A 13933-nucleotide genomic window follows, 5' to 3' on the forward strand; every position below is an offset into this window, starting at 1 on the left:
GAGCGGGAAACGAGACTCGAACTCGCGACCCCGACCTTGGCAAGGTCGTGCTCTACCAACTGAGCTATTCCCGCAACTACCTTAAAACAGGCCGTACAGCATTTGGTTGCTTGCGCTACTGTACGGGAGCCGAATTATAAGAGCAGTCATTCCAATTGCAAGGGCTTTTTTGTCTGGTTGCGCGCGTTCGCTCAAAAGCTGGCCGAACTGTCGATTTTAGCAGCCAGAGTATGACAAACCCTTGCCGGGGAATCAGATCTTGAATACGTGGCTGCGATAGAACTGCAGCTCGGCGATGGATTCGCGGATATCGTCCAGCGCCTGGTGGGTGCCGCTCTTCTTGAACTGATCCAGCAGTTCCGGCTGCCAGCGGCGTACCAGCTCCTTGATGGTGCTGACGTCGACGTTGCGGTAGTGGAAGAAGGCTTCCAGCTCGGCCATGTGCTTGACCATGAAGCGGCGATCCTGACCGATGCTGTTGCCGCACAGCGGGCTGGTGCGCTCCGGCACCCACTGGCGAATGAACTCGAGGGTCTCGGCAATGGCTTTCGCCTCATCGTGCTGACTCGCCTTGACCCGAGCGACCAGACCGCTCTTGGTATGGGTGTTGACGTTCCAGTCGTCCATCTTGGCCAGCTCTTCATCACTCTGATGAATGGCGATGACCGGCCCTTCGGCCAGTACGTTCAGATCCTTGTCGGTGACTATGGTGGCAATCTCCAGTACCACGTTCTCTTCGGGGTCGAGACCCGTCATCTCCATGTCGATCCATACCAGGTTCTGCGCGCTGACTGTCATGATTGCTCTCTCTATTGGGAGGAATGGCGGAATTTTGCCAATTTGCATGTATCATACTGGCTTTGGATCTGTTCATAAACTGGCGAATCGAGTGGCAAAGAAAGCAAAACTCAATCTGGGTCAACAAAGGCGCGTCCAGGCCAACCGCGAACGGCGGCTGCAAAAAGATCACACCACAGTGGTGGATGACACCCTGTTTGGCCCCGCCATCGAAGGGGTGGTGATCAGCCGTTTTGGTCAGCACGCAGACGTGGAAGCGGTCGATGGCACCATCCACCGCAGCAACCTGCGGCGCAGCAGCATCAGCAGTCTGGTCTGTGGCGACAAGGTAGTGTGGCGTCCCGGCCTCAATACCGCGACAGCGGGCGTCATCGAGGCGGTGCATCCGCGCCACTCGGTACTGACCCGGCCGGACTTCTACGACGGTGTCAAACCCATCGCCGCTAATATCGACCAGATCATCATCGTCTCGGCGGTGATGCCCGAGTTCTCCACCAACATCGTCGACCGCTATCTGGTGGCCGCCGAGGATGTGGAGATCCGCCCTCTCATCGTGCTGAACAAGGTCGATATGCTCGATGATGCCGCCAGAGCGCGCATCGAAAGCCAGCTCGAAACCTACCGCAAACTCAATTACGAGGTGCTGCTGGTGAGCTGCGAGAGCGGCGAAGGGCTGGATGAACTCAAGGCAGCCCTGACCGACAAGATCAGCATCTTCGTTGGCCAGTCCGGGGTGGGCAAATCCTCGCTCACCAACGCCCTGATGCCGGGGCTGGATGTACTGACCGGCGAGATCTCCGAAAACTCGGGGCTCGGCCAGCACACCACCACCACGGCGCGGCTCTACCACTTCCCGAGCGGTGGCGATCTCATCGACTCCCCCGGGATCCGCGAGTTCGCCCTCTGGCATCTGGAAGCCGACCGCATCACCTGGTGCTTCGTCGAGTTTCGCGACTATCTGGGTGGCTGCAAGTTCCGCGACTGTACCCACAAGGACGATCCAGGCTGTGCCCTGCGCGCCGCGGTCGACGCGGGCGCTATCAGTGCCGATCGCTTCCACAACTATCACCGCATCCTGGAAACCATGCAGGAAGCCCGTCACGGTCGCCAGCAAGCGCGCCTGTGACCCTAATAAACCTACGTTGATGATGAACATGAGCATTACTGACAACCTGAAAATTGCCGGTCAATACTGTCTGCCCAAGCACGCCCTCTCCCGTCTGATCGGCAAGTTTGCCGCCGCCGAAGCGGGCAACATCACCACCAAAGTGATCGAGGCCTTTATCAAGCAGTATCAGGTCGACATGAGCGAGGCGCTTCACGAGAGTCCGGCCCACTATAAGAGCTTCAACGAGTTCTTCACCCGCGAGCTCAAGCCCGGTATCCGCCCCGTGGTAGAAGATGCCATGACCCTGGCGCTGCCGGTCGATGGCACCGTCAGCCAGCTCGGCCCCATCCAGCAAGGTCGCATCATCCAGGCCAAGGGCCACGACTACAGCGCTCGCGAGCTGCTGGGCGGCTATGAGGATCTGGTGGCGCCGTTCAAGGATGGCGACTTCGCCACCATCTATCTGGCGCCCAAGGATTACCACCGCATCCACATGCCGCTGGACGGCGTGCTGGAGAGCATGGTGTTCGTGCCGGGGGATCTTTTCTCCGTCAACCCGCTCACCGCCGAGAACGTGCCCAACCTGTTTGCCCGCAACGAGCGGGTGGTCGCCACCTTCCGCACTCCGCACGGCCCCATGGCGCTGGTGCTGGTCGGTGCCACTATCGTGGCCAGCATCGAGACCATCTGGGCCGGCAACATTGCGCCGACCAAAGAGAAGAAGGTGGTGCGCTGGGATTACACCGGCGATGAGGCCATTACCCTGCAGAAAGGCGCCGAGATGGGCCTGTTCAAGCTGGGCAGCACCGTGGTCTGCCTGTTTGGCCCGGGCATGCTGGCCGGTTTCGAACCTCACTTGGCCAACGGTGTCACCACCCGCATGGGTCAGCCCTTTGCCAAGCTGGCGGAGCAGGCATGAGCGAGCAACCGAACGCCTCGCAGAAGAACAACCCGCTGCACGGGCTGACGCTGGAAGCCATCGTCACCGCACTGGTCGAGCACTATGGCTGGGAAGAGCTGGGGCAGCAGATCAATATCCGCTGCTTCACCGATAATCCCAGCATCAAGTCCAGCCTGAAGTTCTTGCGCAAGACCCCCTGGGCTCGGGAGAAGGTCGAAAGCCTCTACCTCTACGTCCAGCGCAAGCAAGCCAAATCGAAGAAGGAAGGGCAAGATGGCCTTTAAGATTACGTACACCTATAAAAAACAGGCCAAAGAGATCGGCTACGCGAACGACAAGTTCCGCAGCATCTACGACGCCATCGCCGCTGCCGAAGGGCTGGATCTCACCAGTTTTCACGCCATGGAGGCCCAGCTGGCTCAGGTTTGTCGCCGCGACAAGAAAAGCGTGAAGGATTACCAGGAGAACTACTTCAAAGAGTTGGGATTCTCCAACATCGTCATCGAACGGGATCTTCAGGAGTAACCATGCGCACCTTGACTCTGATGGCTGCCTCTCTGCTACTGGCAGCATGCAGTACACCGGAACAACATCTGGTTGGCAGCGATCGCGACAGCCACGGCTGTATCGGCAGTGCGGGCTATCAGTGGTCAGCACTGACTGGCAAATGTGTGCGCCTGTTTGAAGAGGGTATCCGGCTCAATCCAACCGATGCCAGCCAGACCAGCAGCGCCTTCGTGCTGTTCAATGCCGACCAGACGCAGGCCGAATTGCATCTGCCAAGCGGCGAGCAGCACCTGCTGACCCGTCAAGGTGCGGAGGGCAACTGGTCGTGGCAGGGTAGCGGCTACACCCTCTTTATCTGGAAGGGTTATGTGCTCAAGCACGGTGACAAGGCGATCTATCACGGGGAATAACCCCGAGGAATAGCGCACGGCGTGGTATCGGCGCGATTCCAGCGAAAAAATGCCGACCCTGTGGTCGGCATCTTTGTTTTTGCAACAGCCTGTTATCAGGCACGGCTGAGGTAATCGGCCTGCCCTACCCACTTGTAGCTGGTGAGCTCGGTCAGTCCCATGGGGCCGCGAGCGTGCAGCATCTGGGTCGAGACCGCCACCTCGGCCCCCAAACCAAACTGGCCACCATCGGTGAAACGGGTGGAGGCGTTGACATAGACAGCCGCCGAACCGGCTCCGTTGACGAAACGCTCGGCATTGATCAGATCGTTGGTCAGGATGGCATCGGAGTGACCGGCGTTATGCTCGCGCATATGGGCCAGTGCCTCGTTCACATCCGCCACCAACTTGACCCCCAGGGTCAGCCCGAGCCACTCGGTATCGAAATCCTCCGGCCCTGCCTCGCACAAGTTGTCGGCGCCAGTCAGCAGCGGCATGGCGTTGGGCGCGGCCACCAGCGTCACCTTGCGCTCGTTCATCAGCGTCACCAGCTGCGGCAGGAAAGCCGAAGCGACTTTCTCGTGTACCAACAGGGTATCGAGGGCGTTGCAGGCGGAGGGGCGTTGCACCTTGGCGTTGTCGATAACCGCCAGAGAGCGCACCAGATCGGCACTCTCGTCGACGAAGATATGGCTGATACCGAACCCGCCGATGATGACCGGGATGGAGCTGTTCTCCTTGCACATCTTGTGCAGCCCGGCACCGCCGCGGGGGATGATCATGTCCACATAGCGGTCGAGACGCAGCAACTCGCCGACCAGCGCCCGATCCGGGTTGTCGATGTACTGCACCGCCGCCTCGGGCAGACCGGAGGCCGCCAAGGCATGCTGGATCACCCGCACCAGCTCCAGATTGGAGTGGAAGGTCTCGCGCCCGCCACGCAATATGCTGGCGTTGCCAGTCTTGAGGCAGAGGCTGGCGATGTCGATGGTGACGTTGGGACGCGCCTCGTAGATGACGCCGATAACCCCGATGGGCACCCGACGACGGGAGAGGCGCAGGCCATTCTCCAGCACCCGGCTATCCATTTCGGCGCCGACCGGATCATCCAGAGTAATTACCTTGCGCACATCCGCCACAATCCCGGCCAGCCGGGCCGGATTAAGCAGCAGGCGATCCAGCATGGCTTCTGTCAAGCCCGCTTCACGGCCGGCGGCGATATCTTTCGCGTTGGCGGCGAGGATCTGTTCACTGCGAGCCTCCAGCTCGTCGGCGATGGCGGCCAGCGCCCGATTCTTCTGCGCCGTGCTGATGGTAGCCAGCTGATAGGCGGCTTCACGGGCCGCCAGCCCCATTTTCTCCAGACTCATCTCGGTTCCCTTTTGTTCATGCCGTGCCGCTCTGATTAGAGCAGCACCATATCGTCTCGATGGATGGCTACTGAACCATATCCATAGCCCAGTACCTGCTCAATCTGATCCGAGTGGACGCCACGCAGCTTGTCCAGCTCCAGATGGTCGTAACGGCAGATACCGCGCGCCAACTCGGCGCCTTTGGGATCGAGAATGCGCACCACATCGCCTCGAATAAAGTCGCCCTTGACGGCGACAATCCCCTTGGGCAGCAGGCTGGAGCCTTTCTCCTTCATGGCGGCGACAGCCCCCTGATCCACATGCACTTCGCCGTGAGGGGGCGGGCCTGCCAGGATCCAGCTCTTGCGCCCTTCCAGCGGGGAGGCCAGCGCCGGGAACAGGGTGCCAATCCGCTCACCCTTGGCGAGACGGCCAATCACCTCCGGCATCTGGCCGGTCGCGATCACCACGTTGACCCCGGCACGGCGCGCCACATCGGCGGCCTGCAGCTTGGTAGCCATGCCGCCAGTGCCAAGGCCGCTGACACTGTCACCCGCCAACGAGCGCAGGGTATCGTCGATGGTCTGCACCTCTTCAATGAGCTGGGCATCGGGATTGGTACGCGGATCGGCGGTAAACAGCCCCTTCTGGTCTGTCAGCAGGATCAGCAGATCGGCATCGGCCAGGATGGCGGCGCGGGCGGAGAGGTTGTCGTTGTCGCCGACCTTGATCTCGGCGGTCGCCACCGCATCGTTTTCGTTGATCACCGGAATAATGCGGTGATCGAGCAGGGTGCGCATGGTATCGCGGGCATTGAGATAGCGTTCGCGATCTTCCAGATCGGCGCGGGTCAGCAGCATCTGGCCGATATGCAGACCATAGAGGTTGAACAGATCCTGCCATACCCGAATCAGCTGAGTCTGACCAACCGCCGCCAGCATCTGCTTGTTGGGCAGGGTTGGCGCCAGTGGCGGGTGGCCCAGATGTTCACGCCCGGCGGCGATAGCTCCTGATGTGACGACCACGACCCGGTGGCCGTGACGGTGCAAGGCCGCACACTGTCTGACCAGCTCGACCATATGGGCACGATTGAGCTGGGAAGACCCCCCTGTGAGCACGCTGGTGCCCAACTTGACAACTATGGTTCTGTTTTCCATGGGAGCATAAAGGCTAAAAAGTAAGGAATATCTTTATACCCACGGCCATGGAGCCCTGCAAGGCAATTAACGCCGGAGGGAGGAGATGTGGCAAAGGCCCGGATGATTATGGTCGGAAGGGAAGATGGCTGACTGATGGCCCGGCAAACAGCGGGATGCTGCTCGCCGGGCATCAGGGATCAAGCGGCGGTCACGGTCAACTCATTGGTGACCTGATCCGCTGGCGCTAACTGGCACTCCAGTGCCGTCAGTTTGTCGCTGATGAGCTTGTAGAAACGGTTGAGGGTCCGCTCCACTTCTACCTGGTGCTTCTTGGGGATCGGCTTGTCCAGCCACTCACCATCAGCATTGTAGAAACCGAGCTGATAGTGGTAACGGAAGTGGTGATCGTCCTGCTCCAGCACCAGCCACCAGCCCCAGAACTCCCGTTTGTCCGGCGCCGGCTTGGCGCTGACACAGACCGACAGGCAGTCGAAACGATAACGCCCCTCTTCGCAGAGATCTTCGCGCAAATAGGGGCCAATAGCAGCAAACTGCCTCAGCAGTCGCTTGTAGGTCACTCTTTCAGACATGTTAACCTCCCTGTTAAACAAGCCGCGCCACCTCGGGATGGCGTCAGTTCTTTAGCGCAATGTCAGGTACACAAATGCTGTTTCAGCCACTCGACGATTTCGTCCAGCGCCTTGTCATACACCTCCAGCAAAGGCTGTTTGTCGAATACGATGGCCTTGCCGTTACGACTGGCCGCCGCCAATGCCCGTACATCCTGCTCGGGACAAATAAAATCTCGCTTGTGTCCAATACTCAATATCGGCACTGAAGTGCGAGTCCCCAGTAATCCTTGTGTTTTAAGTGAAAATACCTGGCACTTGGTACGCATGCCGTCCCACTGCCCAGCATCAGCCCCCAAACGGTTGGCCAGACTATCCCGCATCATGCGCGGACACTTGGCAAACAGCTCCTGATTGGTAAACACCTGATTGACCCCGGCGCCGACACAAACCACTGTGCGCAGCTTGAACGGTTCGATAAAGGCCAGTCTGGCTGCGATATTGCCCGCCAGACGCATCCCCACCATGGCGATACGCTGATGATCGACCCAGGCCACTTCGGAGAGATAATGGAGCACCGCCTGATGAAGGCGGCTGGTATCCTGCACCAGCGGCCAATGCTCGGCATAGCCAACCCCGGGCATATCGAGGGAAAGCATGCCAATACCGTTGGGCTCGAGCCGTTTGAGATAGAAGTTGAGGAAGTCGAGCTGCAGGGAGTCGATCCCGCCGCTGATGATCACCAGCGGCACCGGTTTTTCGGTCGTCGGCAGGTGGAGATAACCCTGAATATGCTTGCCGCGAAAAGGCACCTGGATCTCTTTGAGCGGTACCTTGAACAGGCGACCAGCCTCGCGATAGGCCATGTTACCGAGCAGCTGGGCCTGATCCGCCAGCTCGTCATCCTTGAGATGGGGATAGCTGGCGATAGAGTAGTAGCGCACCGCCTTGAGCAGCTGTTTCAAGGCGCCAGAAGGATCACCCTTCTCGCGCAGTTCGCGGCCCTGCTTGAAATAGTTGCCAGCCACCTGGCTCCATTCGTAGATCCAGTTGCCGGGCACATAGCCCTTGATGGTATCGAGATAGCAGTCATGGGTGCGCTCGCCGGTCGCCATGGCGATACGGGCCAGGGTCTGCTCCACTTCGATGGGATCAGCACCCTGCCAGGTCCAGGAGGGGCGACGCAGCAAGCGATACCAGCTCTTTGACATGGAGCCGTCGATAAACATCTCGTCTGACTCGGCTTGCGCCAGATCAGCCGCACTGGAGTTGGAGATCTCGGATGTTTCCAATACCTTCTTGACGCGGGTAAAGAGCTGTTCGGTCAGGTTTAGGTCTTCGTTCAAGTCCAAGATAGTGTCCCATTCATATCAGGCAATAGCTCATCTTAACCACTTTTACTGCCCATCAGCCACCCTGCAACAGATTGATACACAAAAAAACAGGGCTCCAAATTGGAGCCCTGTGAAACCATTATTGCCGGTTGCGACCAATGGACGCAGTGAGCGTCACATCCCGATCCCGTTACTTTTCGTCGCAGATCGGTGTGGCGAACTCCAGTGCCATATCCCACGGCTGTTCAATCCAGGTATCCTGCGGGATCGCCACTTCGAAATCGTCCAGCAGCGCTTCGCCCATCGGCTTGGCGAAAATCGCGATGAACTTGGCTTTCGGGTAGAGCTCGCGGATCGCCTTGGCGGTAGTGCCGGTGTCCACCAGATCTTCCACCACCAGCCAGCCTTCGCCGTCACCAGCGGTGGTGGCAGCCTTCACGACCACCAGCTCGCGCTGGCTGTCATGGTCATAGCTGGAGATGCAGAGGGTTTCCACATTACGAATGCCAAGTTCACGGGCCATCAGGGCTGCGGGCACCAGACCACCACGGCTGACCGCGATGATACCTTTCCACTGGCTGACAGGCAGCTGACGACGGGCCAGACGGCGAGCTTCACGTTGCAGGTTGTCCCACGACACATAGAACTTTTTCGGCATGTTATCGATCTCGAATAGTTATTTAAAAACAATCACTTAAAATCACAGCATCCGCAATTCTCCCTGCGGATGCCACTAAATGGCGGCCCTTGCCCGACTGAATTCAGATTGCACTTCGGCTGCCTCAGGGCTAAGCCTCGGCAGCAAATCTGATAACAATGGAAGCAAGATGGGCTTATCCGGCGATCGGTTAGATGAAGTGTCCAAACCGCGGACAGGCTGTTGGGCCGATATGATAGCACCGTTTGCAGAGAAAATGCCTGGCAAACGTATGCCAAAAACAGGAAAAATCGGCATCACCCTCTCCATTCGGCACATCTCGAGCGCCAAACGACTAACCTGTCATCCCTGCTGCCGAGTCCTAATGGGCTGTGCGGCAAATCGCAGATAAAAAAATAGCAGGGGGAGGATTTACCTCACGCACCTGCTGCTTTCTCGCCTCTGCCTGGTTGGGCAGCTCGTCTTAGCGACGAGTGACGAAGGGGTTAGGGTAGCTGAAACCCTGGGTATACAAAGAGGGGGCAAACCAATAGGTTGAGTTGCTGCCTGGCATATTGAAACTCCTGATTGCTTAACAAGTTACGTACCTTTAATGCGGGCTCAAATCCGTGAACGAACACTCGGTTCCATGGAGGCGCACTTGCTTTGCTTCGGTTCCCTGGAGGCTTTCATCGTCATCCTGACGGGTGGCGAACCACGGGAGCTAATTTACCAGTCGGTGCGTTAAATTCAATATTTTTGTGAGATCGGTCACACATTTTCTTTTCTATCGGTCAGCGTCGTCCGAACCTGACGATCGTACTGCCTGGTTGCCATCAGCCAGCACAAGCTGCCTGCGATTTGCGCTGATTGCTCACATTTTTGTGTGATTGACTGTATTATCGTTATCCTCTTCCCCGGCCCGCTGATGGGGCCCTGTTAATTCCGTGCTGGTAAGGAGTCCCGACGTGGCACAGCTTAGCTCTCTCTCTCCCAAACTGATTTGGCATTTCTTCGAACAGATCTGCTCCATCCCCCACCCTTCCAAACATGAAGCCAAACTGAGCGCCTGGATCATCCAATGGGCTCAAGGGGAAGGTCTGGCGGTCAAGCAGGACAAGGTCGGCAACATCATCATCAAGAAACCGGCCACCCCGGGGATGGAAAACCGCAAAGCCGTGGTACTGCAGGCCCATATCGACATGGTGCCGCAGGCCAACGCCGACACCAAACACGACTTCGCCAACGATCCCATCGATGCCTATGTCGATGGCGAGTGGGTCACTGCCCGTGGCACCACTCTGGGTGCCGACAACGGCATCGGCATGGCCGGTTGCCTGGCTGTGCTGGCTGACAAGACCATCAAGCACGGCCCGCTGGAAGTGCTGCTGACCACAGACGAAGAGACCGGCATGACCGGCGCATTCGGTCTGGAAGCGGGCTGGCTGGAGGGCGAAATTCTGCTCAACACCGACTCCGAAGAGGATGGCGAGGTCTACATGGGCTGCGCTGGCGGTGTGGATGCCAATATCCGCTTCACGCTCGAGCTGGTTGACGCCAGCGAAGGCGAAGCGTTCGAGCTGGCCGTGAAAGGGCTGCGTGGCGGTCACTCAGGTTGCGATATCCATCGCGGTCGTGGCAACGCCAACAAGCTGCTGGTTCGCCTGCTCAAAGCAGCAGAGCCGCTGGGTGTTCGTCTGGCCGAGATCCACGGCGGCACCCTGCGCAACGCCATCCCGCGCGAAGCCCGTGCCACCCTGCTGGTGCCCGCTGCCAGCGTGAACGAGTTCAAGGCGCTGGTTGACCGCTACACCGGGATCTACCAGACCGAACTGGCCGCCACCGAGCCAAACCTGACCGTGCTGGTCAACAACGCCGCCAAACCGGCCAAGCTGATGAGCGTCTCCCTGCAGCAGCGACTGCTGGATGCCCTGATGGCCTGCCCGAACGGCGTGATGCGCATGAGCGATGCCATGCCCGGCGTGACCGAAACCTCTACCAACCTGGGGGTCATCAAGACTCAGGATGGCGAAGTGTACGTCCAGTGCCTGATCCGCTCCCTGATTGACTCCGGCCGCGAGAGCATCGAGCAGATGACCCGCTCCCTGTTCACCCTGGCAGGCGCCAGCTGCGAATTCACCGGTGCCTATCCGGGTTGGGCGCCGAACGTGGACTCCCCCGTCATGGCGCTGGTACGCAACAGCTACCAGACCCTGTTTGGCACCATGCCCAACGTCATGGTGATCCACGCTGGTCTCGAGTGCGGTCTGTTCAAGAGCGCCTATCCGGAGTGGGACATGGTATCCTTCGGCCCGACCATCCGCGGTGCCCACTCCCCTGACGAGAAGGTACATATCCCGGCGGTCGAACGTTTCTGGCAACTGCTGGTGCACGTGCTGGAAGCGATTCCGGCCAAGTAACCCGGCCTACGCCACACGGCAAAGCAAAGCCCCGCACTGCTGCGGGGTTTTTTATTGTCTGTTCCAACCTGACGTTGGCACTTAACGGATGCCGCGGGCCTCGCGGATCCACTCCCAGGCTTGCTGGATCTCCTGGGTCTTCTCCTTGGCCATCTCCATCATCTCCGGCGGCAGCCCTTTGGCGGCCAGCTTGTCCGGATGATGCTTGCTCATCTCCTTGCGGTAGGCGCGCTTGATATCCTGATCGCTGTCGCTCTCGCTCACCCCCAGCAACTGGTAGGCATTCTTGAGGCGATCCGCAGAGGGTGCCGCCTGCCGATACTGCTGACCACCGGAATGGCCCCCCTGATACTGGCCATGGGCCTGATTGAAGAAGTTCATCTGCGCCTCGGCCATTGCCAGAATGCGGGCCAACTCGATGCGGCTGAAGCCCAGCTCGTCGGCAATGGTGTGCAGAATGGCGCGCTCGCCCTCCTCCACCCGCCCGTCGGCAAAGGCCGCCTGCAGTTGTACCTCGAGGAAGAAGCGCAGAATATCGCGCTGCCCCAGACTGGCACGGCGGAACTCGGCCAGGGTCTCGCGCAGCGGGAAGTCAGCCTCCTTACCGAGACGAAACGACTCCTGCGCCCGGGCACGCTGTTCGCCCGCCAGCCGCATACGATCCATCAGGTTGGAGGCAACCCGGATCTCCTGTTCGGTCACCTGACCGCTTGACTTGGCGATATGCCCCATCACCGAGAAGGTGGCGTGGAAGAAGACGGCTTGCTGCTCCTGACTCGGGCCGCGACGAAACGCCCCCTGCAGCCCCATGCCACGGTCGAAACGGTGGCCGATCCAGAGGCCAATCAGGGCACCGATGATGTTGCCGAGCAGAAAACCGAAGAAGGCGCCCAGCACCTTACCCCAAATACGCATGGTTCAAGACCTCTTGAAGTTAATGAGTGCGGGCCTGGAGCTGGTCATCCAGCTCGCGCAGACGGTCGACAGTGCCGATATCGCGCCACTCGCCAGCGAGCAGGCTGCCGCCCACCAGCCCTTGCGCCATCCAGTCACGGAGCAGAGGCGCCAGCTTGCGGGCGCCGCCCGCGAGACCGGCAAAGGCCGCCGGATCATATAGTCCGACCCCGCTGAAGGTAAACGCTGGCGTATCCATGACTCGCCCCCCTTGCAGGGCAAAGTCCCCGGCCGGATGCTGGGGCGGATTGGGCACCAGCCAAAGGTGGGCCAAATCATCGCCAAGGGGCTGGCTGACCAGAGTGTGATAATCGAGATCGAGCCAGGTATCGCCGTTGATCACCAAAAAAGGTTCAGAGCCCAGTAGCGGCAGCGCCTGCACAATGCCGCCCGCGGTCTCCAGCGCGCTCTCCTCGGCTGACCAGTGGATGGTCACGCCAAGCGCACTGCCATCACCAAGGCTCTCGACCAACTTGTGGCCGAGCCAGGCGTGGTTAATGACCAGCTCGGTCACGCCAGCTGACTTCAACTTTTCGATATGGTGGACGATAAGCGGCTTGCCCCCCACCGCCAGCAGCGGCTTGGGCAGCAGGTCAGTCAGCGGGCGCATCCGCTCGCCACGGCCAGCGGCCAGGATCATCGCCTTCATGGTTTTACCCCTGCATTGGCGACACCCGGCAACACCACCTGCTCCAACCACTGACCAAAACGGGCCAGTACCGGATAGGCGCTACCGTGAGTGCGACAGACATCCACCACATAGCCGAGGGTACGGGGAATATCCTTGAGATAGCCGGACTTGCCGTCCCGATGATAGAGCCGGGTAAAGATTCCGGCAGCTTTGAGGTGGCGCTGCATGCCGGTCAGGTCGGCATCACGACGGAAACTGGCATAATCGAGCTCGCCAAGCAGCCCCGCCTGTTGCAGGGTGGCAAAACCGTGGCGCATCCCTTCATCGATCACCTCGTCCGGCCAGCGCACGTAGCAATCTTTCAGCAGAGAGACCAGGTCATAGGTAAGCGGCCCGATGACCATGTCCTGAAAATCGATGATGGCGAGTTCGCTGCTATCAGGAGTGTCACCGCCACACACCATCAGGTTGCGACTGTGGAAATCTCTATGCATCACCCCCTGCGGCTGGGCCAGATTGCAGGCGGTGAGGCAGGCAAAGGTCTCGTCCAGCAGTTGCTGCTCTTCATGGCTCAGAGTCAGTTGCAGATGATGACCCAGCAGCCACTCGGGGAAAATGCTGTTCTCCCGCGCCATAAAAGCCGCATCGAAGGGTTCAAGCGCCAGTTCAACCGCCCCCAGGCGGGGCAGCAAATCAATCGCCTTGCCATACCAGGCCAGTACGTTGTGTTCGTTCAGGCAGCTGATCAGCTGGGTATCGCCCAGATCACTGACCGCCAGCAGCCCCTGTTCGTAGTCCACCGCCTTCACCTCTGGCGCCAACAGCTGACGCGCCTGCAAGGCGGCCGCGTTACGAACAAATTCATGATTTTTTTCGGTTTTCGGATTGGCATCCACCCACACCAGACCACCACCACGAGAGTAGCGGCGGAAGCTGGCATCACCGGAAATGAGGGTAAGCATGAGAGTGGCATCACCGGAAATACGGCGTGCCCACTGCAATAGCAGGGAATCGCGATCGTGCATAAGTAGAGGACCAAGGTGGAAAGCAGCACTTGGCTGTTAGCCCTGGCCGCAATAATGCTTTATCATTGCTGGCTAACATAAAGCAATGACATGCAATGTCAACTCGATGAAACCTGTCGTAAAATGCATGCCTTGGATCAACCGTATCTATCACGGATTGCACGAGTCT

At 59.2% G+C, this 13933-nt stretch carries 15 protein-coding genes and 1 tRNA gene; 6 read left to right on the forward strand and 10 right to left on the reverse strand.

The genetic code is table 11. From position 1 onward, the window contains the following. Position 1: 1 nt before the first annotated feature. Positions 2-74, reverse strand: a tRNA-Gly gene (locus OKC31_RS17575). 178 nt (positions 75-252) lie between these two features. Then, positions 253-798: an oligoribonuclease gene (gene orn, locus OKC31_RS17580; protein WP_042080584.1), complete on the reverse strand. Its 546-nt coding sequence runs from the start codon at positions 796-798 to the stop codon at positions 253-255. Positions 799-889: 91 nt separating this feature from the next. On the opposite strand from orn, the gene rsgA reads away from it, so the two are divergent. Genes rsgA through OKC31_RS17605 form a run of 5 tightly spaced genes read left to right on the forward strand, consistent with a single transcriptional unit; the run spans position 890 to position 3724 of the window. Beyond that, entirely contained in the window at positions 890-1924 is a 1035-nt protein-coding gene (gene rsgA / locus OKC31_RS17585) for a small ribosomal subunit biogenesis GTPase RsgA (protein ID WP_162850486.1), read from the forward strand. 28 nt (positions 1925-1952) lie between these two features. Continuing rightward, on the forward strand, positions 1953-2825 hold the full coding sequence (gene asd, locus OKC31_RS17590; RefSeq protein WP_026034874.1) for an archaetidylserine decarboxylase: 873 nt from the start codon (positions 1953-1955) through the stop codon (positions 2823-2825). Beyond that, positions 2822-3091 (forward strand): VF530 family DNA-binding protein, encoded by a 270-nt coding sequence (locus OKC31_RS17595; RefSeq protein WP_005349372.1) that lies wholly within the window; start codon positions 2822-2824, stop codon positions 3089-3091. The genes asd and OKC31_RS17595 overlap by 4 nt, the downstream gene beginning before the upstream one ends. Beyond that, positions 3081-3332, forward strand: coding sequence for a DUF2960 domain-containing protein (locus tag OKC31_RS17600; protein WP_005338984.1), 252 nt, complete (start codon positions 3081-3083; stop codon positions 3330-3332). The genes OKC31_RS17595 and OKC31_RS17600 overlap by 11 nt, the downstream gene beginning before the upstream one ends. Before the next feature lie 2 nt (positions 3333-3334). Beyond that, positions 3335-3724, forward strand: a complete 390-nt coding sequence (locus OKC31_RS17605) for a hypothetical protein (RefSeq protein ID WP_088870064.1) — start codon at positions 3335-3337, stop codon at positions 3722-3724. 95 nt (positions 3725-3819) lie between these two features. Here the strand turns inward: OKC31_RS17605 and OKC31_RS17610 are convergent, their stop codons facing one another. From OKC31_RS17610 to gpt, 5 genes are all read right to left on the reverse strand, one after another. Beyond that, positions 3820-5109, reverse strand: a complete 1290-nt coding sequence (locus OKC31_RS17610) for a glutamate-5-semialdehyde dehydrogenase (protein ID WP_270657357.1) — start codon at positions 5107-5109, stop codon at positions 3820-3822. Beyond that, positions 5109-6212 (reverse strand): glutamate 5-kinase, encoded by a 1104-nt coding sequence (gene proB / locus OKC31_RS17615; RefSeq protein ID WP_033114873.1) that lies wholly within the window; start codon positions 6210-6212, stop codon positions 5109-5111. Before proB ends, OKC31_RS17610 begins: the two co-directional genes overlap by 1 nt. Positions 6213-6391: 179 nt before the next feature. Then, the gene (gene crl, locus OKC31_RS17620) at positions 6392-6784 is read right to left on the reverse strand and encodes a sigma factor-binding protein Crl (protein ID WP_005339003.1); all 393 of its coding nucleotides are present in this window, start codon (positions 6782-6784) and stop codon (positions 6392-6394) included. 62 nt (positions 6785-6846) lie between these two features. Next, the gene (gene frsA / locus OKC31_RS17625) at positions 6847-8115 is read right to left on the reverse strand and encodes an esterase FrsA (RefSeq protein ID WP_247823968.1); all 1269 of its coding nucleotides are present in this window, start codon (positions 8113-8115) and stop codon (positions 6847-6849) included. A gap of 172 nt (positions 8116-8287) precedes the next feature. Further along, complete coding sequence (gene gpt, locus OKC31_RS17630) at positions 8288-8755, reverse strand: xanthine phosphoribosyltransferase (protein WP_005339007.1); 468 nt, start codon at positions 8753-8755, stop codon at positions 8288-8290. Positions 8756-9702: 947 nt separating this feature from the next. Here gpt and OKC31_RS17635 point away from each other — a divergent pair. Next, positions 9703-11154: an aminoacyl-histidine dipeptidase gene (locus OKC31_RS17635; protein ID WP_247823967.1), complete on the forward strand. Its 1452-nt coding sequence runs from the start codon at positions 9703-9705 to the stop codon at positions 11152-11154. 81 nt (positions 11155-11235) lie between these two features. Here the strand turns inward: OKC31_RS17635 and djlA are convergent, their stop codons facing one another. Genes djlA through OKC31_RS17650 form a run of 3 tightly spaced genes read right to left on the reverse strand, consistent with a single transcriptional unit; the run spans position 11236 to position 13764 of the window. After that, a complete protein-coding gene (djlA, locus tag OKC31_RS17640) occupies positions 11236-12069 on the reverse strand; it encodes a co-chaperone DjlA (RefSeq protein WP_005358354.1) in 834 nt (277 codons plus the stop codon). A gap of 19 nt (positions 12070-12088) precedes the next feature. After that, positions 12089-12757: an N-acetylmuramate alpha-1-phosphate uridylyltransferase MurU gene (gene murU / locus OKC31_RS17645; RefSeq protein ID WP_247823966.1), complete on the reverse strand. Its 669-nt coding sequence runs from the start codon at positions 12755-12757 to the stop codon at positions 12089-12091. After that, the gene (locus OKC31_RS17650; protein ID WP_247823965.1) at positions 12754-13764 is read right to left on the reverse strand and encodes an aminoglycoside phosphotransferase family protein; all 1011 of its coding nucleotides are present in this window, start codon (positions 13762-13764) and stop codon (positions 12754-12756) included. The genes murU and OKC31_RS17650 overlap by 4 nt, the downstream gene beginning before the upstream one ends. Positions 13765-13933 lie beyond the last annotated feature (169 nt).

Origin of the sequence: Aeromonas sp. Y293-4, from assembly GCF_027705905.1 — a bacterium.
Classification (GTDB): domain Bacteria; phylum Pseudomonadota; class Gammaproteobacteria; order Enterobacterales; family Aeromonadaceae; genus Aeromonas; species Aeromonas veronii.